A 23,845-nucleotide genomic window follows, 5' to 3' on the forward strand; every position below is an offset into this window, starting at 1 on the left:
GCGACATTTGACCGCCGACGCGCGCAGGATCGCCTTTACGTCCAAGACGCTCCACCACGTCGATCTCGAGCGGGCCGCTGTCGGGGCGCTCGAGGCGCGTGATTTCCGGCGCGCATTCGCGCTCGCCGACCGCCGCTGCCGGATCCTGCCGCATCCCGGTGCCCGCGCCTACCTGCTGCGCGCCGAAGCGCTGTTTCGCCTCGACCTCAAGGATGCGGCTGTCGCCAGCGTCGCCAAAGCGCTCGAACTCGAACCGGACGACCTCGCCGCCGCGCGGCGCATGATGGCCTGGGGCGACGGCGTCAAGCAGATCGAAGCCGCACGAAGCATCGCGCGGCGCGATGACGATCCGGATTCAGTCAAAAGTGCCCTCCTGCTGCTCGAGCAGAGTGGTCAGGACAGCTGTGCCCGTGTCGACTTCCTGGATGAGGAGGTGAAGGGGTGGGTGACGTGGCGAGGAGCTGACGACCCGCACCTTTCGCTGGCGCAGGCGGACCAATCCAGCACCCTGCAGCTTCCTGCCGATCCCCGTCACAGGTTTGCGCTCAACGGGCGACGCGCTGCGAGCTTCCGTCTAATGCGGCCGGCGTCCACGACCTCGCAACGTCTCGAGATCGCACAGGCTGACCGCGTCATCGCGAGCATTCAACTCCCGGCCAACCGCGCGCCGGATCGCCGCAACGCGCCACAACGGCCGCTTCGCGCCGGGAGCGCCGAAACTCCCCCGCTCACCATCATCATCCCGGTCTACCGGGACTTGGCCGCGACACGTGCCTGCATCGAGAGCGCATTGACTGCGATCGCTTGCACGCCGGGCGCGACCATCGTCGTCGTCGATGATGCCTCGCCCGAGCCCGACATCAAGCGCCTGCTCGGCGAGCTGGCGTCCGAACAGCGCATCCGGCTGCTGACCAACGCGCACAATCTCGGCTTTGTCGGCGCGGTCAACCGGGCGCTTGGTGAGACCCATGCCGGCGATGTCGTGCTGCTGAATTCGGATGCGACGGTGCCGAAATACGCGCTGCAGCGCTTGCGAAGCGCGGTACGATCGACGCCGGGCGTCGGCACCGCGACCCCGCTCTCGAACAACGGCGAATATACCAGCTTTCCGGTTGCGAACCGGTCGAACCCCCTGCCCTCGCCCGACGAGCTCGACCTGCTGGACGAACTTGCCGGCACGGCAAATTCCGGAATGGCGATCGACATTCCTAACGGCATCGGGTTCTGCCTCTACATCACCCGCGAATGTCTCGACGCCGTGCATGCGCTCTCCGACGATTTCTATCGCGGCTATCTCGAAGACGTCGACTTCTGCCTGCGCGCCGCGGAGGCCGGCTTCCGCAATGTGTGCATCCCTTCGGTCTTTGTCGGACACGAAGGTTCGCGCTCGTTTCTTGGCGAGAAGCGTTCGCTGGTGCTGCGTAATCTTCGCGTGCTCGAGCACCGTTACCGGCGCTATGCGACGGAGTGCGCGGCGTTCCTGCTCGCCGATCCGCTGCGCGATTGCCGCGCGGCGCTCGAGCTCAAGCTGCTCGCCGACGAACAGCGCGCCGCCGCCCCGCATGTCATCCTCTGCGGCTCCGCCATCGGCCGCGAAATTGCCATCAAGCGCTGCAGGCAGCTCGCGGCGGACGACGAGCGCGGTCTGATCGTTCACTTCCGCACCGAGGGGCAACGCCAGCTGGCTGCGATCTTCGCTCCGGATGGCGAAATACCGCAGTCGATCGCCCTCGACGTTGCAGCGCCCGAGGGCCGCGAGGCGCTTCTGAAGCTTCTCGCCGATCTGCGGGTCCGCTCGCTGGAGATTGCGGAACCGGACCGCATCCCCAGCGCATGTCTCGCCCAGCTCACGCACCATTTCACCTATGAGCTCCTGATCACCGACACCAGCCTTGCGATGCGCGCCGCGATCGGAGCGGGTCTCCATCCGGACTGGACGGGTCTCGTCGAAGGGGCCCGGCACGTGATCGCGATCGGCGAAGACGGGGCCGCCTTTTCCGTATCGGTTCTCGGCCTGCAAGTGGTGCGGCCGAGCGACCCGCCGGCGCGGCCGGTCCGGCATCCTCCCGTGAGCGGTCCTGCGCGTCTCGGCCTGCTTGCCCTGCACAGCAACGCGGCGGAATTTCGCTTCGTGAGAGCGCTCAGCGATCAATTGGCCGATGCCCATGCAGACGCCGGGATCATCGTGCTCGGCACCACCCTCGACGATCTCAGGCTGATGCAGCGGACGAATGTCACGGTGACCGGCGAAATCGGCGTCGACGACGTCGCGATGCTCATCGAAGGTCACGGCATCACCAAACTGGTTCTCGACATCGGCGAACCGGCATTTGGACATCCGCTGGTGGACGCGCTGCTGGCGACGGGATTGCCGACCGCCGCGACGGAATGGATTCCGGCACCAGCGGGACGTGGCCGAAAGACCGACCTGAAGCTGCAGCCCGGCCTTGATGCCGATGATGCGGTTGCCGCCGTCCTCGACTGGGTGGTCGAGGATGTGCGGCTACATCCCGATTGGAGGAACGGTCGGCACAGGCGGGAGGTTGGCGCGCGGTTTCCATGACCGCGGCGGCCATGCCAGCGAAGAGAACGGCGTCGAATCCAGCCCCAGCAGCGGGCTGTAATAGGGATCGTCGAGCAGCACCTCGCCCCACTTCGCGCGCAACATCGCCAGCTCGTGCCCGAAGCGGGCCTTGCGGTCCGGCGCGGAATCACGGCCCCGGCTTGCCGACTCCAGGTGAACGAGTTTCGCGTCCGGCGCGAGTACGATCCGCCTGCCGAGCTGGCGCAGCTTCAGGCACAGATCGATATCGTTGAAACTGATCGGAAAGCGGATCTCATCCATGCCGCCGACCGCCACGAAGTCGCGCTTGCGCATCAAGAGGCACGCGGCCGTCACCGCCGAACATTCGTGCGCCACTTGGAGCAGATCGCCGTAGCCGGGATCACCGTCCATCCGGTCGTTGAAGGCGTGCGCAGCGGAGAAATTCGCGCCCAGCACCACCCCGCCGTGCTGCACGACGCTGCTCGGCCAGAGCAGCTTTGCGCCGACGGCTCCGACATCGGGAGCGGCGAGCCGCCACAGCATCTCCGCCAGCCAGCCGTCGTCGAGCGCCTGGATGTCGTTGTTGAGGAAGCAGATGTTCTCGGTGTCGACGCAGTCGACGGCGGCGTTGTTGATGGCTGCGAAGTTGAAGGGCCCCTCGACCGAAATGACGTCGATTTCGTCCGCTGAAAGACCCTCGAGATAGTCCAGCGCTTCCGGTTCGCTCGAGCTGTTATCGACGACGAGGATCCGGGCGTTGGTCTCATGCGCGGCCGGCAAGACCGTCTCGATGCATCGCTTGAGCAGTTCGGCGCGATTTCTGGTCGGGATGATGATGGTAGTGCGCTCGTTCCAATCGACCACACGCCTGACCCGCACGGCCGGAAGAAGACCAGCTTTCCGCGGCTCGACATTCGCCTCGACACCGGTCCTGGCGAAATAGGCCTTGCTTGCTGCGACCAGTTCGGCGGTTGCGACCGACGCATCGATCCGCGGCAATGCCGCGACCGATCCCGGCAGATGATAGGTTCGTTCAAGCTCCGCGCAGCCAATGAAGATGTCGTAGAGCGACGCCGCCGATCGCAGCGCTTCCACAGCCCGTTCGCGGCGCACGGCAAAGCAATAGGCGCCATAGCCCTGCTCGAGCGTTCGTTCGAGATCGAAGGCCGAGAACAGCAGCGGCCAGACAGCGCCGGCGCCGGCCGAGACCTCGACGTCGCCATAGACGACATCGCAGCCTGGCTCGGACGCGAACACATCAGCGAAGCGCTGCAAGGCATCTTCAGCAAGGATCGTCCCGCTCAGACAGAAGACGAAGAACGCGCTGCTCGCGGCATCGCCGTCGACGAACTCGCGCGCAGCGCCGGGATCGAACTGACTGAACCCCCGCACCGGCAGGCACACCGCCGACCAGGCCGCGTGCTGTTGGGCTTCCAGGCTCTCGATACTTTCGTCCACCCTTGCCTCGCCGATCAGGACGACCGCCGCCTCGGATGAAACATCGGCCTCTGTTGTCGGCGAGAAGCGCTCTTTCCAGCTGCGATAGGTGTGAAACGGCACCGAGGCGGGCAACAGCTGATCGAACAATTGCCCGCGCAGCCGCTCGCTGTCCCAGCGTCCGAGCTCCGCGATGGTCTGCTCCAGGCCGCGCTCGAACGCGACGAATGCGACCGGCTCCGAGATCAGGTTGCGTCCCGAAGTCGTTCGCGCGGACAGCCCGCGCACGCGACCATCGGCAAAATGCTCGGGCAGATGAAAATCGATGCGGCGGCCGACACCGAACTCGCTGCCGCGGGCGACGTTGGTCCATCCGGTTGGCTTCACGGTCATCACCGGCCGCTGCGCAATCAGGATCTCGATGTCTTCGTCGACCTCCTGCGCAAGCCAGCCCTCGAAGCGCAAGCCGCCGGCCCATTTGATCTCGCCGATTCGATGCCACTGCGCTTCCGCTGCCGCGATATCGCAGCGAATCGGAGCGCCGACGGGACTTCCGATATTGGCCAGCCTTGCCTCGATGATCCCGGCGCTCGAGCTGACTTCATCCTGCACGTTGAAGGTAAAGCCAAATCGACCATCACCGATTCCGGCTTCGGCAAGCTCTGTTACAAACTCGTCACACAATGATGACATGTATGGCTCGCCATCGACCAGCAGTTCGACGGCGTAGCGCCGGGTGGGATCGGCGCGGTCATAGACGAATCCGGAAAACGTCGTGCGATCGTATCTGGAGAACTGCGTTTGCAACGACGCGTAGTCAGCTCCTGAGGGCCTCTGCTTGCCAATCGTCTTCGTGCTCATGTCCACCCCTCAAACGGCGGCTCGATTGTCGGTCGATTTCAAGTTGAGAATGTGTCCGTGGCGCGCCCAAGGTGGCTAGCAAGCGCTCAACTGCACTCGTGCCATCACCGTTTGCACAAAAAGCCGCCGATCTCCAACACAAACGATACGTTATAAAACTTGGCGTTATCGGCACCAATTGTGCTAGTGCTAACTCCTCCTCTCCACACTGATCGACGAGCGGATTCATGAAGATTGCAATGGTTGGAACGGGATATGTAGGTCTCGTGTCCGGAGCGTGTTTTGCCGATTTCGGCCATCAGGTCGTGTGTGTCGACAAGGACGCCGGCAAGATCGAAGCCCTGAAGCGGGGCAAGATCCCGATCTACGAAACCGACCTCGATAAGCTCGTCGAGACCAATGCCGCTGCCGGCCGCCTGACCTTCACGACGGAGCTCGCCGGCGCCGTCGGCGACGCTGATGCCGTCTTCATCGCGGTGGGAACGCCCTCGCGGCGCGGCGATGGCCATGCGGACCTGAGCTACGTCTATGCTGCCGCCAAAGAGATCGGCGCAGCGCTCAAGAAATTCACCGTGGTGGTGACGAAATCGACCGTGCCGGTGGGCACCGGCGACGAGGTGGAACGCCTGATCCGCGAGACCAGTCCCGACGCGGATTTCGCGGTTGCTTCGAACCCCGAATTCCTGCGCGAAGGCGCCGCGATCCAGGATTTTCGCCATCCCGACCGGATCGTCGTCGGCACCGAGGACGAGCGGGCCAAGCGGGTGATGGGCGAAGTCTACCGCCCGCTCTATTTGAACCAGGCGCCGATCCTCTATACCGCGCGACGCACGGCGGAATTGATCAAATACGCCGCAAATGCCTTCCTCGCCACCAAGATCACCTTCATCAACGAGATCGCCGATCTCTCTGAAAGGGTCGGGGCGAACGTGCAGGAGGTCGCGCGCGGCATCGGGCTCGACAACCGGATCGGAACCAAGTTCCTGCATGCCGGCGCAGGCTATGGCGGCTCGTGCTTCCCGAAGGATACCCGTGCGCTGTTCAAGACGGCGCTCGATCACGACGTCCAGCTGAAGATCGTCGAAGCCACGCTGACCGCGAACGATAACCGCAAGCGCGCGATGGCGCGCAAGGTCGCCAACGTGCTCGGCGGCGAGCTGCGCGGCAAGACGATCGGCGTGCTTGGCCTGACCTTCAAGCCCGATACCGACGACATGCGCGAGGCGCCGTCGATCCCGCTGATCAACGGCCTGATCGATTTCGGCGCCAAGGTTCGCGCCTACGATCCCATTGGCATGGAGCAGGCGCGCAAGGAATTGCCGGAGATCGAGTACTGCAAGGACGCCTATGAGTGCGCCCGCCAGGCGGACGCGCTGGTCATCGTGACCGAGTGGCGCCAGTTCCGCGCGCTCGACCTGAAGCGGATCAAGCAGGAGATGAAGCATCCTGTCGTGGTCGACCTGCGCAACATCTACCGGCCGGACGAGATGGCCGCGCACGGCTTCACCTACGACAGCATCGGCCGGCCGCGCTAAGCGGCCGATCCAGCGCCGTCTAATCCAAAGCGCGATGAGGTTGAATCCTCATCGCGCTTTTTGCTTGTCGTCTCGGCATCGTCCCGGCCTAAACGCCTCGCGTTCGGCGCGGGGACGCCGCTTCACATTCTAAGTTCTAGGCGTGGGCCGGTGCGCCGAGCTGGACATATGCGTCGAGCTCGCGTGCGAGCGCTTCCTGCCATGTCGGCATCGAAATCCCGAACTGCGTCTTCAGCCGCGTCAGATCCAGCCGCGAATTGCCCGGACGCACCGCCTTAGTCGGGAAGTCGGCCGCACCGATCGGCACGATGTTGTCGACGGCGAGCGTGACGCCGCGCGACCGCAGCCCGCCGACGATGGCCGTTGCAAAGCCGTGCCAGCTGGTTTCGCCGGCGCAAACCAGATTGACGACACCGCCCCTGCGCGCGAGCTGATCGTGCAGCGTGGTGATGTTAGGCAGGACGATGCCGGCGACCGCGCTGGCGATCGCCTGTGCCGTGGTCGGCGCGCCGATCTGGTCGGCCACGATCCGCAGCTCCTTACGCTCGCCTGCAAGCCGCGCGATGGTGCGCAGGAAATTGGTGCCCTTTGCGGCATAGACCCAGGAGGTGCGCGCGATCAGATGCGCCCCGCCCGCGGCCTGGATCGCGAGATCGCCGGCAAGCTTGCTGGCGCCGTAAGCCGACAGCGGTTCGGTCGGGCTGTCCTCGCGCCAGGACCGGTCGCCTGAACCGTTGAAAACGTAGTCCGTGGAGAAATGCACCAGCGGCACGCGGTTCGCAGCCGCCCATTTCGCCAGCGTTTCGGGTCCCTTGGCGTTGACCAGGAACGCCAGCTCGCGCTCGTCCTCGGCGCGATCGACGGCCGTATAGGCCGCGGGATTGATGATGAGATCGGGCTTCAGTCTCTCGAGCTCCGCCGTCAACATCTCCGGCTTCGACAGATCGAATTCCGCGGTCGGCGGCGCGACGATGGTGCCGTGGCTTTCCAGCAGGGGCTTCAGCGCACTGCCGACTTGGCCGCGCGTTCCCGTCAAAAGAATCCGCATCAGATTTGTCCATAGGTCGGAAGATTGCTGGCGTCGGCGAGCAGCGGCGCATCCGCGTCCTTGGCCGACAGCTGTGGCTTGTCGACGCCCCATTTGATCCCGATCGCCGGATCATCCCACCGGATCGAGAGCTCGTCCTTGGGGCTGTAGAAGTCATCGCATTTGTAGAAGAAGTCGGCGGTTTCCGAGAGCACCACGAAGCCGTGGGCAAAGCCGCGCGGCACCCATAACTGCCGGCGGTTGTCCTCGCTCAATTCGACCGCGACATGCTTGCCGAAATTCGGGCTGCCGACACGCACGTCGACGGCAACGTCCAGCACCTTGCCGCGCAACACGGTGACGAGCTTGCCCTGGGTGAGCGGGTTCTGCAGATGCAGCCCGCGCAGCACGCCGTAGGCCGAGCGGGACATGTTGTCCTGCACGAAGGGCCGCGCAATGCCGTGCTCGACATAACGGGGCGACTGATAGGTCTCGAGGAAGAAGCCGCGCTGGTCGCCGAACAGCTTCGGCTCGACGATCAGGACTTCAGGAAGCTCGGTCTTGATGACGTTCATTTAACATTTGTTCCAGTTTGACGCGCCCGAAATGTTAATTTCCCTCTCATAACAAACTTGTGCAGCGCGCGCTATATGTTATGTTCTGATAGTCAAATTGTGAGGGACCATGAAAGGCATTATCCTTGCCGGTGGCACCGGCTCGCGCCTCTACCCGGTGACGACCGTCGTCTCCAAGCAGCTGCTGCCCGTCTTCGACAAGCCGATGATCTATTATCCGCTGTCGACGCTGATGCTCGGCGGAATCCGCGACATTTTGATCATCTCGACGCCGCAGGACAAACCGCTGTTCCAGCGCCTGCTCGGCGACGGCAGCGAGATGGGTGTCCGGTTCGCCTATGCCACGCAGGAGACCCCGCGGGGCCTCGCCGACGCTTTCATCGTCGGACGCGAGTTCATCGGTGATGACTCCGTCGCCCTTGTGTTAGGCGATAACATTTTCTACGGCCATGGCCTGCCGAGCATGCTGTCGGCCGCCTCGGTGCGCAGGAAGGGCGCCACCGTGTTCGGCTACGTCGTCAACGCGCCCGAACAGTACGGCGTGATCGAGCTGGACGGCACCGGCCGGGCGCTCTCGATCGAGGAGAAGCCGAAGCGGCCGAAGTCCAACGTTGCCGTCACCGGTCTCTACTTCTACGACAATGACGTGGTCGACATCGCGGCCCGCATCAAGCCGTCCCCGCGCGGCGAGATCGAGATCACCGACGTCAACAAGGCCTATCTCGAGCGCGGCGACCTCTTTGTCGAGGTGCTCGGCCGCGGCTTCGCCTGGCTCGACACCGGCACCCATTCCTCGCTGGTCGAAGCCAGTCATTTCGTCCAGATCCTGGAGCAGCGCCAGGGCCTGCGCATCGCCTGCCCCGAGGAGATCGCGCTGCGCCAGGGTTACATCTCGCTCGAAGCCTTCGCGCGAGTGGCACAGAAGACCGCCAAGAGCAGCTACGGCGAATATCTGCTGTCGGTCTACCGCTCGTTCCAGGGTCAGCCCCGCACGGCCGAGGTATTCAAACATGCGGTTTAAGGGATCGACGATCTTCGTCACCGGCGGCGCCGGCTTCATCGGCTCCGCCGTGGTCCGGCACCTGCTGCGAGACACCCACGCCCGCGTCGTCAACATCGACAAGCTGACCTATGCGGCGAACCTGGCTTCCCTGCCCGGCTCGAGCGAGAGCCTGAACTACACCTTCGAAAAGGCCTGCATCTGCGAGGGACAGGGGCTGCGCCGGCTGTTCGAGAAATATCAGCCCGACGCGGTGATGAATCTTGCCGCGGAAAGCCATGTCGACCGCTCGATCGACGGCCCCGGCGAATTCATCCAGACCAACATCGTCGGCACCTTCACGATCCTGCAGGAGACGCTGCGGCACTGGCGCACGCTCTCGCCCGAGAAGCGCGACCAGTTCCGCTTTCTGCACATCTCGACCGACGAGGTGTTCGGCTCGCTCGGCGACGAAGGCCTGTTCACCGAGACCACGGCCTATGCACCGAACTCGCCCTATTCGGCCAGCAAGGCGTCGTCCGATCATCTGGTGCGCGCCTGGCGCGAGACCTACGAGCTGCCGACCCTGGTGACCAACTGCTCCAACAATTACGGCCCCTATCATTTCCCGGAAAAGCTGATCCCGCACATGATCATCAAGGGGCTCGCCGGCGAGCCGCTGCCGGTCTATGGCGACGGCCAGAACATCCGTGACTGGCTGTTCGTCGAGGACCACGCCAGGGCGCTGACCCTGGTGCTGGAGCGCGGCGAGGTCGGCGAGACCTACAATGTCGGCGGCCGCAACGAGCGCACCAACCTGCACGTCGTGGAAAGCATCTGCGACCTGCTCGACGAGGTCGTGCCGGCAGCAGCGGGCCCGCGGCGCCAGCTGATCAATTTCGTCGCCGACCGTCCCGGCCACGACCGCCGCTACGCCATCGATGCCACCAAGCTCGAAACCGAGCTCGGCTGGCGCGCCGAGGAGAATTTCGAGACCGGCATCGCCAAGACGGTGCGCTGGTATGTCGACGAGCAACCCTGGTGGCGCGCGATCCTGGAGCGCGGCTACAAGGTGGAGCGCGTCGGGCTGAACCAGTAGCCGCCGATCTCTCCAGATCGCCGGCGTGGCCAGCCACCAGGAATCCGAGAAGCGCGATGATGATTCGACGGGATCTCATCGCGACCTGACGAGCCGCGACCGCCTTCCGACGGTGGATTGGCATCCGCCAACCAAACAGCAAATCGAGAAACCACGGGGTCCCGCCATGAAAATCGCAATGGACGGTCAGGAAGTGACATTGTTCAAGAGCTTCGTGGATCTCTCGACGCGCTACCTTGAATTTGGCTCGGGAGGAAGCACCTGGCTCGCCTGCCAAACCAGGAAGGAGTGGGTCATCTCGATCGATTCCTCCCTGGAGTGGCTCAACAATGTCGGCGACGCCACGCGCGATGCGAGCACCAGGCCGCAGCTGCTGCATGTCGATATCGGCAAGCTGCGCGAATGGGGCTATCCGATCGAGAAGGAGAAGGAGAGCACCTGGCCCGACTATCACGAACGTGTCTGGGAGCGTCCGGAAAGCAAGACCGCCGACCTGTATTTCGTTGACGGCCGGTTTCGCGTGGCGTGCTTCGTGCAGTGCGTGCTGCACGGCGCACCGGGCGCGTTCATCGCAATCCACGACTTCGAGAACCGTCCCCACTACCATTCGGTGCGGACGGTCGCGCGCGAGATCGCGCGGGCCAACAACATGTCGGTGTTCCAAAGGCCGGCAAGGATCGACGTCGATGCCGCGCAAGCCCTGCTGGCGAAATACCGGCTGGAGCCGCTGTAGCTGACCAGAGCCTCTGTAGCCGGTCGCTACGATCAACGATCACGTCAATGCACGAAATAAGAAGGGCGCGCCGATCGGCGCGCCCTTCTTGTGTTTCCCGGATTCAACCCTGGACCAGTTTCTTCAGCTCCGGAAGAAACCGCTGGATCGTCGCGTCTTCCAGATCGTTGCGATCGCGCAGCGTGAAGAACTCCATCGCGCGGATCTTCTCGGGATCTCCATCGGCGAGCGGCCTGCCGCGCTCACGCTTCTTCAGCAATTGCTGCCGCGACTTGGTGTAGTAGTGATTGATGACGAGCTTGTCCCGCTTGGGAGCGGTACAGCGGCCGCCGATCGGGAAAATCGGCGTGCCGTCTTCCGCGACGTAGCAGCCCAGCACCAGCGATTGATGGGGATGCAGGTAGGACACGATGGTATCCGGCCGCACGATCGACTTCATGATGAAGTGGTCCGGGAAGTCGTCCGGAGCGCGACGGGTGAAGGACTCGATGCACAGGCCGGCCGGCTTCGCGTCGTGACCGTTCGACCCGAAGTTCAACCAGTGCACCGCCACCGCCGGCGCCGATCCGACCTCGGCCAGGACGTCCTTGATGTTGCCGGCCCGCGTCGGAAACAGGTACTCATCGGCATCGATGAAAGCGCACCATTCCGAGCAATTGCGATAGCTGTCGATCGCATGAGAGAACGCGCGCATCTGGCCGAATTCGCCCTCCACGAAATGATAGGTGATCATTTCGGGCCACGGGAACGACTCGATGACGGCGCGCGTATTGTCGGTGCTGCCGTTGTCGTAGAGGTAGAAGTGATCGACCCCGACCAGCCTGTGAAAGTGCAGCCATTCCAAGAGGTCGTCGCCCTCGTTCTTGATGGCGCACACGACCGACAGGCCGTGCTTCTTGCGGTCGACCCCGACATAGAGCTTCTTCGCCTCCATCACGCGCAGGAGGCCGGCAAACTCTCGTCGCAGGTTTTCGCTTTTCGGGGCCGCAGCGAGCGCGGACAGATAGACGTCCTGCGCTTCGTGCGCCGATCCCATGTTGAGATCCGCGATCGCAAGGCGATGCAACACCCGCGAGTCGGATGGCATCTGCTTGACGAGGTCGAGAAGGATGGCGCGCGCTCCGGCGAAATCACATGCCTGCACAAGCGCTGCCGCCTTTGCAAACTGGAATTCCTTGTAGTGGCCGTATTGCTGCTCCAACTGCTCGACCGACTGGATGAGCTCGTCGGGCTTCGGATTTGCGATCCGCCCGGAAAAGAAATCTCGAAGCCTTGTCTCGATCTCACTTGCTGGAAGCGTATCGAGATTCACGCCTGAGCTGAAACTAGACAATGCAGGAATTTCCATGTCCAACCTGAGCCGCTCCCCACGAGATCAACAAGCAATTACCATTGGTTCGCACCACGAATTCCCTATTAGCGCACTTATCCTACAAGAATAAGGCTATAACACGCAGTGCTCACATTTAACTGTTGTAAGGTTATTTCGAGGAAAATCAATACAATAGAGCAGAGGGCACGCTGTCACTTGCACGAAACCGTCACACGCGACGGGAACGATCGGAGATCGCCAATGGACAATGGGAACGAAGCACTCCGTAAGCCGTTCGCGCTTACAAGACGCATGTTTTTGGCATCGTTATCCGCAAGCCTGCTGCCCGGCTCGCTCAGCGTCCTCGGTTCCGGCCATCCTGCTGCGGCCGCGGCGACTTCCCGGCCCCTCGTCGGAGCCATCCGATGGGACGCATGGTACGCGCCGGGCTCGCAGCCGACGGAAGCCATGAAGCAATCGCTCGGTCCGCAGAAATATCGTTGGCGGGCGCCGTTCTTCGGAACACAAATGAACCGCGATCCCAACGCGCTGGATTTTTCGGCCTCGATCCAGACCGAGATGGACAAGGAGATCGACCAGGCCATCTTTGCCGGACTGGACTATTGGGCATTTGCCGGATACGGCGCAAACCACCCGATGTCGAAAGCCCTGTACGTGTTCAGGACCCGTCCGAAGGCAGCCGAACTCAAATACTGCATGTTCACCGAGCTCGGCCGATGGGGATCGGCAGCCAAGCTGTCCCCGCTCCCGCAGGAGCACATCGGTCTGATGGCGGACAAGAACTATCTGAGGGTCGAGGGCGATCGGCCGCTCTACTTCCTGGGCTTCATCAAGGGGGCGGACGTGCAGCGAAGCTGGGGCGGTGTGCAGGGCCTGCGCGCCCAACTCAGCAAGTTCAGATCCGATGCCAACGCAGCCGGGCTCGCGGAGCCCTATATCGTGCTGGCAGGAGACACGAAATTCCTGAGCCAGGAGGCCGCCAATCTGAGCGCCGACGCGGTCGGGTCATATGCGATCACAACCGGCAACGGCCGCGGCAGCTTTGCCGACCTCGCGCAATATGCCGAAAAGGGCTGGAATGCGCTGGCCGCCAGCCAGGTCCCTGTTGTGCCCACGGTGATGACAGGATGGGACAGACGTCCGCGCATCGAACATCCCGTGCCCTGGGAAAAGTCGCAGCGTCCCGGCGATGGCATCACCAATTTCTATACGGCTCCGACGAAGCAGGAGTTGGCCAACCATCTGGCGCAATCGATCAGCTGGGTGAACAGCCGTGCCCCCGATCGCCGGTCCCCCGTGGTGCTGATCTATGCCTGGAACGAGAACGACGAAGGCGGCTGGCTGGTCCCGACCCTGCCCTGTCAAACCGATCGCCTGGAAGCGCTGCGCGAGGTTCTCAAGGCGACCGCGCGGGCGGCGTCGAAGAACCTCTGCTAGGCCGCTTTCGCGTGAAGCGTGTCGCGGCTTGCGTGAAGCCGCGACACAACCTCGATGAGGGCTCCGTTCCGATTGCATCGGAACGGATCATGCCGGCTCCCCCGATCAGCGCCAGCGCAGCGGCCTGGTCCGATCGTTCGACTCCACCGTCCGATGCTCCAGATGATAGGGCGCGTAAATCTGCTTGACCCAGTAGTTGAAGTTCGGGTGCAGCTTCACGAAGTCATAGAACGAATCGCCGAAATTGGACGGGCTGAGACAGGTCTTGTTTTGCGGCCGCGACGAGATTGCATTGAGGCAATACGACTCCATGCATGCCTTGGTCTCGCTCTCCGCCACCTTGCTCAGGCTTCGGAAGCTGTTGGTTGAGTGCAGCCGATACAGATAGCGGTCGGTCTCGAGATAGGTCGGCTCGACCTTGGTGACGGCGCGCAGGGCGAAGTCCCAGTCGTGACAGTATTTGAGGTCGGCGAGCCAGCCCACCTGCCGCAGCAGTTCACGGCTGAAGACGAAGTTTCCGGTCGATGCGGCAATCTGGGAATCCAGAAACGTCCATGACAGCGGTGCGCCGGCAATCTGGGCCCGATCGATGGCATAGCGCAGGCGTGTCGGAAACTGGTAGTTGCTGATCGACTTGCCGTTTTCGTCGATCGGCTCGACGGCCGAGAAGCCGAAGAACAGCCGCTCATTGGCAAATTGATCGGCGAACAGCCGCACGCGCTCCTTCGAAAAGGCGTCGTCCGAGTTCAAGAGGAAGATCATGTCGCCGCTGGTCAGCGACAACGCTCTGTTCCAGGTGTAATGGGCGCCGAGGTTTTGAGGGTTCTTCAGCAGCTTGCAGGAAACGAAGCGCTTGCCGAACGACCGCTTCTTGATGACCTTCTGCGCGACCTCGAAACTCCTGTCCGGCGAATTGTCGTCGACGATGACGAGCTCGATATCGGCAAAAGTCTGCTGGTAGACAGTCTCGAGGCATTCCTCGAGATACTGCTCGTGCTTGTAGCACGCGATGACGACACTTGCGAGCATCGGCGGTGACCTCAACGTCTCACGATGATCGAATGGCGTGACCTCACGAGGGCGCTGGCGCCGTCGCCGACCTCCAGCACCGCGAGCTGATACTCGCCATCCGGCAAATCCCGAATCGAGAACGACAGCTGGAAGCCGAAATAGCAGTCCTTGCTTTCGGCCTTCATGTATTCCTTCACGTCGACGCGCTCGTGCCAGTCGACGATCAGACCGTAGCCGCTGTTGACCGCGCTATCCGGTCCGAGCGCGGACAGCATCAGGAATCCGGTTCTTTGCCGGCTCGCCTCGAACGCATTGCCTGCGCAGATCCATCCCCGCACCAGGATCTCGAAGCGCGGATCGACGATCACCCGCTCGCCGGTTTGCGAGTTGATGTTCTCGATGACCAGCAACGAACCTGCCGGATTGTCGGACGCGCCTTCCGCCTCGACCGGCGTGCCGCTTCTGACGCGCTGCACGCCCGAATGAGTGAGACCCGACCGGTGCAGGCTTGCGAGCACCTCGACGTGGGTCGACGCCTCTTTCACCGCCCACTCGAGCTCCTGCCTGCTCAGGCAATCCAGCAGATCCGGGCTGTTGCGGATCTGGGCCGAGATCGGCTCGGCCGAGGCCACCCGTCGCACGACCTCGAGGAATGCGCGTCCGTGGCGCGAATCCGGCTCGAGATGCGCGCCCTCCGCCCACTCGTTCCAGGAATTGATGAACACCAGCGACTCCGAGAAGCTGTTGCCCTTGGCCCGCAGCGTCGCGTCGCGAAGCCAGACCTCAAACGCCTCCGGACTGGACCTGGTGAAGACGTGACCGCGCGCGCCCTTGCGCGGCGTATTGTCCCAGCGCGGCATCACCGCCGGAAAGAACGGGAAATCGTAGGTCTTGCCGATCGACGATCGCATGGCATCGACATAATCGTACACCTTCCCGGCGAAGGTCGGCGGCGCATCGACTTCGGCCGGCGGCACCTCCCGCGTCGAGACCGTGTGCGGCGGAAACTCGATCGCCGCATCGCAATTGACGTCACGCGGATCGAACTCTCCGAACGTCATCGCATTGCAGATCAGCAGCTCGCCGATACCGAGCTCCCTGGCCCGCTCGCGCCAAATCTCGAACAGGCGCTGCTTGTCCGGCAGCAATGACGGCCGGTAGATGACGATGACCTTCCGACCGTCGACGGTGATGTAGCGCTCATCGAGCAGCAGGTCGGCCATGTCGTCGATGAAGCGGACATCGTCGTCCAGCGAGTGGTTCTGTCCCAGCAGGAGCTCGGCATCCGAGCCGTCCCAGCGGCGGGACCAGTTCTCGTTCGCCCAGCAGATGCAGAACGGCAGGTTCGGCTCGCCGTCCTCGAGCAGCAGCTGAAGCGGCTTTTCCAGCAGCCGTCGGCCCTGAAACCAGTAGACGTAGTAGCAAAATCCATCGATGCCGTACTTGCGCGCGAGGTCGCCTTGCTGACGGCGCGTTTCCGGCAACCGCACATCGTAGAATCCAAGATCGGCCGGCAACCACGGAGATTCGTGCGCCGGAAATTGCGCACGCATGCGCGCGACGTTGGTCCACTCGGTGAATCCCGGTCCCCACCACCTGTCATTCTCTTCAAATGAATGGAATTGCGGCAGGTAGAAGCAGATGTAGCGCACCTCCTTGGTGGCGGCGTCCGCCAGTCCGGCAACTGTCCTGTTGTCGTTGTTCGGAAACAGCAGATCGTCGTAGTCGTCGATCGAGAATCCGAGCGCAACGACCACCTCGCTCGGCGTGAAGTTCTCGAACAGCGGTATCTCGTAGTATTCGCCGTCGCTCAGGCTGATGCGCAGATAGATTTGCGCGTGCTTGGGCTCCACCAGCGAGTTTCGCAGGGCACGCGCCAGCCGGCGCCGCACGCCCGGCGTGGACAGATCGATACGGAATCCGGGACGGCCGATCACGCTCCGCGGACCGATGCGGGCCGGCATGGATCGGCCGGTGCGTCCCTCCTCGACACAGTGCGAAGCGACGAAGAGCGCTATCGAAACGGTCGAAGCAGGCGACTGGGCATCGACGATCCAGCCCGAGATTCCTCGCCCCGAATATTCGAGGATCGCGCCACGCAACCGCGATCCCGACTGGAGATCGCTGATATCGGGATCCAGGAACAGGCTCTGCGGATGGTCGTCCTGCTGAACCGGACTGGCAACGGGCAACATATCCTTCGTATCCCTGACGCTCCGTTCGACCATCTTGTTCATTGCCACTCGATCTCCTGCCAACGCTTAACGCCGGCTCCAGTTTCTTTCCCGGTCACGCGGACGTTCGATCCCGAGATCACGTTGCCTGATACGCTCCAGATCGCGACCTCTTGGTTCTTATCGATCATCTTCACACAACCAGAGGTGCAATGAGCATTTATTCCGCGAACCCACATTAACGCAATCTCTCTATCGTCGATATGAAAGCCATTGTTAGTTCTGCCTAGATTGTCACGCGGACATGCACGCTTCCGTGCCTTCGCGCCCAAAAACAAAGCCGTTCGCGGTCTCTGCCATTGCCTGCGCGCGACGTGATGTCCGCATCCAACGATCTCAGCCGACGCTCTCGCCCATCGCCTGCAGACGACGCAGCGCACCTTCGTTGTTCTGCTGCGCCGCCTGTCGATACCAGCGCAGCGCCTGATCGCGATCCAGCGCGACGCCGTTGCCGGCACGCAGTGCATCGCCGATCGCGAGCTGGGCTTCGGCCATGCCCTGCTCCGCGGCTGCCGCAAACCACTCGGCCGCCTTCGCCGGATCGGCGTCGCGGCCCTGTCCTCGCCCGAGCATCACCGCAAGGTTGTATTGCGCGGTCGTATGGCCCTGCCGCGCCGCGGCCTCGTACCATTTCACGCCCTGGGCGAGATCCTGCTCGACGCCCTGCCCGGTGCAATACATAACGGCCAGCTTGAATTGCGCTGCGGCGCTGCCGCCATCGGCAGCCTTGACGATCCAGCTGGCGGCCGCCTGCGGATCCTTGAGGCCGCTCTTGGGATCGGAGTACAGCAACGCCAACGTGTGCTGGGCCTCGACATGGCCGGCACTCGCCGCACGCTTGAACCATTGCGCGGCGGCCGGAAGATCGACGGTGCCGCCGGACCTTCCCATGTGAAGCCCGCCCAACTGGAATGCCGCGGCGGAATGACCGACCTCGGCGGCATCGGTGAGCAGCGTGCGTGCCTGCGCAAGACGCGTTTCGGATGGCTCCTGCTGGATGAGAAATACGGCATAGGCCGTCTTTGCATCGGCATCGCCGCCCTTGGCCGCCTTGCTCAGCCATTCGGCAGCGCGCACCTGATCGCGCGGCACGCCGTTGCCCGCCGAGTAGAGCCGGCCGAGCTGCACGCCTGCGGCGCTGATGCCGCCCTCCGACGCGCGCTCGAACCACTTGATCGCGGTCGCGACATCACGCGTCACGCCGTTGCCGTTGAGATAGAACACCGCGATGTTGTGGGCCGCCGTGGCATGGCCGCTTTCGGCCGCGCGCTCGAACCATTTCGCCGCCTGGCGGATGCTGGGCGGAACGCCGGTGCCGGTGGCGTAGAAGCGCCCGGTGAAGAACTGCGCCTGCGCGTCGCCGCGCTCGGCCGCCTTCTCGTACCAGTACGCCGCCTCGCGCAGGTCCGGCTCGGCGGCGGTGCCGAGCGCATAGAACTCGGCCAGCGCTTGGACCGCCGGCAGGTAATCCTTCCGCGCCGCCTTGCGCAACGCAGTCTCGGCCTTGTCGAGGTCCTTGGCCACGCCTTTGCCGCTCAGCCGCAACAGCGCGATGTTGTAGAGCGCGATGGTATCGTCATGAGCGGCGGCGCTCTGGAATAGCCGCGCGGCCTCTTCGACATTCTCGGGAAGCCCGGTGCCCTTGAGGCACATGAAGGCGAGCGCCACCTGGGCGCGGACATGCCCCTGCTCCGCGGCCTTGTGATACCAGATCGCGGCCTGCGCGAAATCGACGGGAACGCCGCGCCCCTGATAATGCACGTCGCCGAGCGCGAATTCCCCGGCCGGCGCCTTCTGCTCGGCTGCGGCCTCGTACCAGCGCAGGGCAACGGCGTGATCCTTGGTGCAGCCTTGCCCGTTGGCGTACATGTCGCCCAGCAGCGCTTGCGCGTCCGCCTTGCCGGCCTCCGCCGCCACCGACATCCACAGGAAGGCGGCGTCGAGATCCCTCGGCACGCCGATCCCGTTCGGGAACACCAGATCGTGGAGGTTGGTCGCCTTGTCGCCCAGTCGCGCCGCAGTGGACTGCCGCCACATCTCGGGCCGGTTCGGTCCGAGCGTGGCCTGAAATCCGTGGAAGTAGATCAAGCCGAGCTGGAATTGCGCATCGACATGGCCGTGCAGGGCGGCGCGTTCGTACCACGCGACCGCGTCCGGAATGTTGCCGATAACGCCCTCGTTCCGCGCATAGAGCAGCCCGATCCGGTAATCCGCCTCCGGGTTGCCGGCTCGCGACGCGAGCCGCCACAGGCGCAGCGCCTCGAGATATTGCCGGTTCTCGTAAGCCTCCAGCCCCCGTTCAAACTGCGTTGAGTCTGAACGGGACGAACCGGGGCGAAGCAGGTCGAGCAGGGATCGCGTCGATACCGTCATGGCTCGCGCATTGCTTCTTTTGCGCTGCGCAGCATGCCGCCGAGCAGATACATCGCCACCGAACGGGTGCCGACATTGACATCACCCTGCAGCGTCATGCCGGGGATGAGGCGGAAATTCTTCGGCACATCCTTGAAGTTGGTCTCGTCGACCGAGCATCGCGCCTTGTAGTAGGCGTCGACCGCCTTTCCGTCGTCATCGGTCGTGAACGCGCCTTCGCTGATCCAGCGGATCTTGCCCTGCGCCGTACCGTGCTCCGCCGCATTGAAGGCATCGACCTTCATCGTGCAGGGGTCGTTCGGCCGGACGAAGCCGACGTCGCGCGACAGGATCTGGATCTCGGCCTCGAGCCGGGTCTTGAGCGGCATCAGCGTGATGAAGGGATCGCCCGGCTTCAGCACCGATCCGACCGAGAGCTTGGCGAGGGTCAGGACCACCGAGGGCTCGGCAGCCGTCCACCGGACGAGATCCTGATGCTTGATGGCCTTGTCATAGTTCGAACGGGCGGTATCCAGGCTGTTGCGCGTCGTGACCAGGTCCTGGCTGAGCTGCGCATTCCATTGCTCGGTGAAGGCCTTGCGATCGGCCTTCAACGATTCCAGCTGGTGTTGCGCTTCCAGCAGCGTGTTGTGCGTGTTGTCGATCTGGCGCAACAACTCCAGGCGATTGTCCTGAGACAGATACAGGTTCAGCTTGGAGCCGCTGCCGCTTTCGGCAAGCGTCGAGCGCATGTCCTCGATCTTGCCGGCGATGTCGGCGCGTTGGCTGTACCGCTCGTCGTCCTTCTTCGACTTCTGGATCGTCGCTTCGGTCTGGCTGATCTTGGAGTCGTAGCTGTTGACCTGCGCGCTGTACTGGGCAACGCGCTGGTCGTAGAGCGCCTTTTGCAAGGCGTTGTATCGGGTGACTTCCGGATCGTTGGACTGGCCGAAAGCCAACGGCTTTCCGGACAATTCGGCCTCGTCGCGGGCAACCTGCGCATCAAGGCTCGCGATCTGCAGCTTGTACTGGGTGACATCGGCCGCGGTGAAGGTCGAATCGAGGGTCGCGAGCAGCTGCCCCGTCTCGACCTGCTCACCTTCCCGAACATCGATCGTCTTGATGATCGATGCGTCCAGGGCCTGCAGCACGTTGATCTGGTCGACGGGAACGATCCGGCCGCCGACGCTGGTGATGACCCGATCGACGCGCGTGAAGCACATGATCGCGACGACGGCTACCATGAACGCCGACAGCACGAACAGCGTCGCGCGGGCCAGCAACGGCTCGGCCGCCTCGCGGATGGCGTCGGTTTCGGACTGGAACTGGCGAACGGTGGCGAGCGAAGCTTGATTAGGAGACAAGGGTCGGACTCCTGAAGTTCTTCTCGTTGCGGCCGGTCGGCACCAGATGCGTATTCTGCTGGTACCAGAGCGAGCTGTAGATGTCGTTTCGTTCCAGAAGCTCGTCGTGGCGGCCGATATCGTTGACCACGCCGCGATTGAGCACGAGGATCGCATCGGCCTTCGTCAGCGACGACAGCCGGTGCGAGATGATGATCAGCGTGCGGCCGTGCGCGATCCGCGAGATGTTCGCGTTCACGATCGTCTCGCTTTCGGCGTCGAGCGCGCTGGTCGCCTCGTCCAGGATCAGGATCGGCGGATTGACGATCAGCGCACGCGCGATCGCGAGGCGCTGACGCTGCCCGCCGGAGAGATTGGTGGATCCCTCGTAGATATAGGTCTCGTAGCCGCGCGGCAGCTTGTCGATGAACTCCTCGGCCCCCGCCAATCGCGCCGCCCTGACGATGTCGTCGAAGGTCGCATCGGGCTTGGCGGCCGAAATGTTCTCGCGGATCGTGCCGCTGAACAGGAAGTTCTCCTGCAGCACGACGCCGACATTGCGCCGGAGATGGTCGACGTCGTATTCGCGCACATCGATACCGTCGACCTTGATCAGCCCGCCGTAATCGGAGTGCAGGCGCTGCAACAGCCGCGTGATCGTGGTCTTGCCCGAGCCGCTCTTGCCCATCACGCCGAGCGTGGTGCCGAGCGGAATCTCGAAGGAGATGTTGTTCAGCGCCGGCGACACCGCGCCCTTGTACTTGAACGTGACGCCGGAGAATTCGATGTGCCCCTTCAGCGGGACCCGCACGCCGTGACCGGAACGCCCCTCCTCGGGCGGCTGGTTGACCAGCCTGCCGACGATGGTGACGGCCGTGCGCGCCTCGTCATACTGGTTGATCAGCTGAGCCATCTGCATCAGCGGGCCGGCGACGCGCTGTGACAGCATCAGGAAGGCAAACAGCGCGCCGACATAGACCGGATCGCCGCTCGACACCGCGAGGTAGACGCCGAGCGCATAAGGTGCGCTCACCGCCAACCGTTCCAACGGACGGACCGCCGTCTGGATCGCGGTTCCAGTCAAGCCTTCGGCGAGGCGCGCCTTGGCGACGCGCGCCACGAGCACGTCCCACATGTGCCGTTGCCGGGTATCGAGCGCCAGCGATTTGATGGTCCGCATGCCGTTCAGGCTCTGGATCAGGAACGCGCCCTGCGCGCCTTCGGCCGCCAGGGTTGCCGAGGACTTCTTCCGATAGGCCGGCAGCATCAGGATCAGCCAGGTCACGATAACGCCGGCAAAGCCGAGAACCATCAGCGTCATGATCGGGCTGAAGAAGAACATGACGGGCAGGAAGAAGAACAGCGTCGTCGAATCGAGAATGGTTCCGAACAACTGCCCGGTCAGGAAGCCGCGAATGCGAAACACCTCGCGGATGTCCCGGGAAATCAGGCCGACCGGGTTCTGCTCGAAGTAGTCGATCGGCAGGTTGAGCACCTTCTCGAACACGTAGGTCGACAGCTTGACGTCAAGGCGGGCTGTCAGACGCTGCACCAGGTACTGCCGCAGGAACGTGAATGCCGCCTCGAACATGATGACCACGAACATGGCGATACACAGCACGTAGAACGTGTTGTAGGCCTTGTAGAAAATGACCTTGTCCGAGAGCAGCCGCCAGAACATGATCGGCGCCAGGCCCATGAAGCCGAGGATCAGCGCCGCGATCGCGACGTCGCGCAGGATCCGCCGCTCGCGGAACAGCAATGCGGTGACAAAGCCGAAGCTGAACGGCTGGGTCTCGTCGGAGATCTCGTAATCGCGCTTGGCCATGACGACGTCGCCCGACCAGATGTCCTCAAAGCGCGGTTGATCGATCACGAGCAGCGCATCCTCGCTCGCGTTCGGATCCTGCAAGACCACCCGGGTGCTGTTTTCATCGCCTTCGAGGCGCAGCAGCACCATGTGGCTGCCGTCGCGCAGGCGGACGATGGCCGGCAGCGCCCGCTTGAGATGGCTCAATCCCTGCCAGTCCAGCGTGACGGCCTTTGCCGTCATGCCCGAGGAATTCGCGCACTTCAGAAGCTCGGCAAGCGTAACTTCCTGGTCGCCCAGCAGATTGTCATGGATGAGCTGGGACGGGGTCAGATGCAAACCATGCTGCCTTGCCACGATGACGAGACAGGCGAGACCCGAGGGTGGCAGCGCCTCCACCGAAGGTGCACCGACGAGCGAGAGGTGTTTGGTCATGGAGGCCTCGAGGTTTCGACTGCGCCGGATCCGGTCTCTAGCGAGATATAACTTTATCACTGTTAGTTCGCTAACGCAGCATTTTCAGCGCATGGTTCCGAAAAGATATGTGTCGGACGGGCAAAGAAGCCAATTCCGGCATTGCTACCGTTGGTTTAACCACGGAACCTTATAACATTATTTAACATCGACAATCACGGGACGGCGTTCACCGTCTCCCGGAAGTCGAAGCCGCAGGCCTCGAGCTGCGGCCGGATCCGCCTTTCCTCGGCCTGCGGCATGAGCGCCAGCGCGCAGACCTCGAAATTCCCGCTGCGAACGGAGACGGTGGGAAACCCGGCGCTGAGCAGCAGGTTTCCCATCCGGTCGCACGAAAACCCGGTCTTGTGCGCCATGTGGTGGCGCCCCTGCTCGATCGCGCCGGAATGCCCGTAGATCATGTCCAGCGGCCGTATCGGACCGGCCGGCGAGACATAGGCAACCGCGCCGAGACCCTGGGTCAGCATGTGCTGAGCCACCGCCTCGAGGTCGGGCGACATGATGAGCGCGAATCCGTCGGGCCTCAGAACCTCGCGGAACTGGACGAATGTCGGATGTATCTCATGGGCGTAGAGATGCTCCATCAGATGAGAGCACCAGATCGCGTCGAATGTGGCCGGCCGGCACAATTTGGCGAGATCGGTAACCGAGCCGACGATGTCCGGATTCACGCTGCCGTCGACGTCGAGCCGAATCTCCTCCCACTCATGTGATGTCAGCAGCGGCTGAATCCGCTTGGCAACCGTCGATCCAGCGCCGGCATTCAGCATTTTCTTCTTGGCCAATTCGAGAGCTCCGCGGTTCGCGCATTAAGCGGCTGATTTCTGCAGCGATCGCCCGTCTTGACCAAAGTTTGCCGGCGCCGCGGGAAACCATCGGCACGGCATCACTCGGTCGAGCGAGCCACACGCCTTTACAAAAGCTACGTGGTCCGAATGTGACGAACTAACGTTCTAACATCCGTTGGCGGAAATGCCAGAAGTGGAACTTGTGATTGAGCGAGCGGATTCGACGCGGATCGGTCGACAAAGTTCCAACTATCACATTTGCATGTAAGCCA

17 protein-coding genes are annotated in these 23,845 nt (G+C 63.1%); 6 read left to right on the plus strand and 11 right to left on the minus strand.

What is annotated here, in order from left to right:
- Positions 1–7: 7 nt before the first annotated feature.
- On the plus strand, positions 8–2,563 hold the full coding sequence (locus tag XH92_RS30020) for a glycosyltransferase family 2 protein (protein WP_194455342.1): 2,556 nt from the start codon (positions 8–10) through the stop codon (positions 2,561–2,563).
- Here XH92_RS30020 and XH92_RS30025 read toward each other — a convergent pair.
- Positions 2,504–4,843 (minus strand): glycosyltransferase family 2 protein, encoded by a 2,340-nt coding sequence (locus tag XH92_RS30025; RefSeq protein WP_194455343.1) that lies wholly within the window; start codon positions 4,841–4,843, stop codon positions 2,504–2,506. The two genes, XH92_RS30020 and XH92_RS30025, sit on opposite strands and share 60 nt — an antisense overlap.
- 227 nt (positions 4,844–5,070) lie before the next feature.
- Here XH92_RS30025 and XH92_RS30030 point away from each other — a divergent pair, with 227 nt between their 5' ends.
- Positions 5,071–6,378, plus strand: a complete 1,308-nt coding sequence (locus tag XH92_RS30030; RefSeq protein ID WP_194455344.1) for a UDP-glucose/GDP-mannose dehydrogenase family protein — start codon at positions 5,071–5,073, stop codon at positions 6,376–6,378.
- A gap of 136 nt (positions 6,379–6,514) precedes the next feature.
- Here XH92_RS30030 and rfbD read toward each other — a convergent pair whose 3' ends face one another.
- Together rfbD and rfbC are read right to left on the minus strand one after the other, a co-directional pair.
- Positions 6,515–7,426, minus strand: coding sequence for a dTDP-4-dehydrorhamnose reductase (gene rfbD / locus XH92_RS30035; RefSeq protein ID WP_194455345.1), 912 nt, complete (start codon positions 7,424–7,426; stop codon positions 6,515–6,517).
- Positions 7,426–7,980: a dTDP-4-dehydrorhamnose 3,5-epimerase gene (gene rfbC, locus XH92_RS30040; protein WP_194455346.1), complete on the minus strand. Its 555-nt coding sequence runs from the start codon at positions 7,978–7,980 to the stop codon at positions 7,426–7,428. The genes rfbD and rfbC overlap by 1 nt, the downstream gene beginning before the upstream one ends.
- A 109-nt stretch (positions 7,981–8,089) precedes the next feature.
- Here rfbC and rfbA point away from each other — a divergent pair, with 109 nt between their 5' ends.
- From rfbA to XH92_RS30055, 3 genes are all read left to right on the plus strand, one after another.
- Complete coding sequence (rfbA, locus tag XH92_RS30045; protein ID WP_194455347.1) at positions 8,090–9,001, plus strand: glucose-1-phosphate thymidylyltransferase RfbA; 912 nt, start codon at positions 8,090–8,092, stop codon at positions 8,999–9,001.
- Entirely contained in the window at positions 8,991–10,058 is a 1,068-nt protein-coding gene (gene rfbB, locus XH92_RS30050) for a dTDP-glucose 4,6-dehydratase (protein WP_194455348.1), read from the plus strand. Before rfbA ends, rfbB begins: the two co-directional genes overlap by 11 nt.
- Positions 10,059–10,224: 166 nt before the next feature.
- Positions 10,225–10,791 (plus strand): hypothetical protein, encoded by a 567-nt coding sequence (locus tag XH92_RS30055; RefSeq protein ID WP_246787736.1) that lies wholly within the window; start codon positions 10,225–10,227, stop codon positions 10,789–10,791.
- A gap of 103 nt (positions 10,792–10,894) precedes the next feature.
- Here the strand turns inward: XH92_RS30055 and XH92_RS30060 are convergent, their stop codons facing one another.
- On the minus strand, positions 10,895–12,124 hold the full coding sequence (locus XH92_RS30060; RefSeq protein WP_246787738.1) for a glycosyltransferase family 92 protein: 1,230 nt from the start codon (positions 12,122–12,124) through the stop codon (positions 10,895–10,897).
- Positions 12,125–12,247: 123 nt separating this feature from the next.
- Between XH92_RS30060 and XH92_RS30065 the strand changes: the two genes are divergently transcribed.
- Positions 12,248–13,561: a hypothetical protein gene (locus XH92_RS30065; RefSeq protein ID WP_246787739.1), complete on the plus strand. Its 1,314-nt coding sequence runs from the start codon at positions 12,248–12,250 to the stop codon at positions 13,559–13,561.
- Positions 13,562–13,666: 105 nt separating this feature from the next.
- Here XH92_RS30065 and XH92_RS30070 read toward each other — a convergent pair whose 3' ends face one another.
- The 7 genes from XH92_RS30070 to XH92_RS30095 form a co-directional block, all read right to left on the minus strand.
- Positions 13,667–14,590 carry a glycosyltransferase family 2 protein gene (locus XH92_RS30070; protein ID WP_194455350.1) on the minus strand — a complete coding sequence of 308 codons (924 nt, stop codon included), beginning with the start codon at positions 14,588–14,590 and terminating at the stop codon, positions 13,667–13,669.
- A gap of 11 nt (positions 14,591–14,601) precedes the next feature.
- Complete coding sequence (locus tag XH92_RS30075; protein ID WP_194455351.1) at positions 14,602–16,809, minus strand: glycoside hydrolase family 99-like domain-containing protein; 2,208 nt, start codon at positions 16,807–16,809, stop codon at positions 14,602–14,604.
- Entirely contained in the window at positions 16,806–16,937 is a 132-nt protein-coding gene (locus tag XH92_RS43680; protein ID WP_256437486.1) for a hypothetical protein, read from the minus strand. The genes XH92_RS30075 and XH92_RS43680 overlap by 4 nt, the downstream gene beginning before the upstream one ends.
- Before the next feature lie 205 nt (positions 16,938–17,142).
- Positions 17,143–19,179, minus strand: a complete 2,037-nt coding sequence (locus tag XH92_RS30080) for an SEL1-like repeat protein (protein WP_194455352.1) — start codon at positions 19,177–19,179, stop codon at positions 17,143–17,145.
- Complete coding sequence (locus XH92_RS30085) at positions 19,176–20,522, minus strand: HlyD family type I secretion periplasmic adaptor subunit (RefSeq protein WP_194455353.1); 1,347 nt, start codon at positions 20,520–20,522, stop codon at positions 19,176–19,178. Before XH92_RS30085 ends, XH92_RS30080 begins: the two co-directional genes overlap by 4 nt.
- Positions 20,512–22,746, minus strand: coding sequence for a peptidase domain-containing ABC transporter (locus XH92_RS30090; protein ID WP_194455354.1), 2,235 nt, complete (start codon positions 22,744–22,746; stop codon positions 20,512–20,514). Before XH92_RS30090 ends, XH92_RS30085 begins: the two co-directional genes overlap by 11 nt.
- A 194-nt stretch (positions 22,747–22,940) precedes the next feature.
- Entirely contained in the window at positions 22,941–23,555 is a 615-nt protein-coding gene (locus XH92_RS30095) for a methyltransferase domain-containing protein (RefSeq protein WP_194461494.1), read from the minus strand.
- Positions 23,556–23,845 lie beyond the last annotated feature (290 nt).

Origin of the sequence: Bradyrhizobium sp. CCBAU 53421 (assembly GCF_015291625.1) — a bacterium.
Classification (GTDB): Bacteria; Pseudomonadota; Alphaproteobacteria; order Rhizobiales; family Xanthobacteraceae; genus Bradyrhizobium.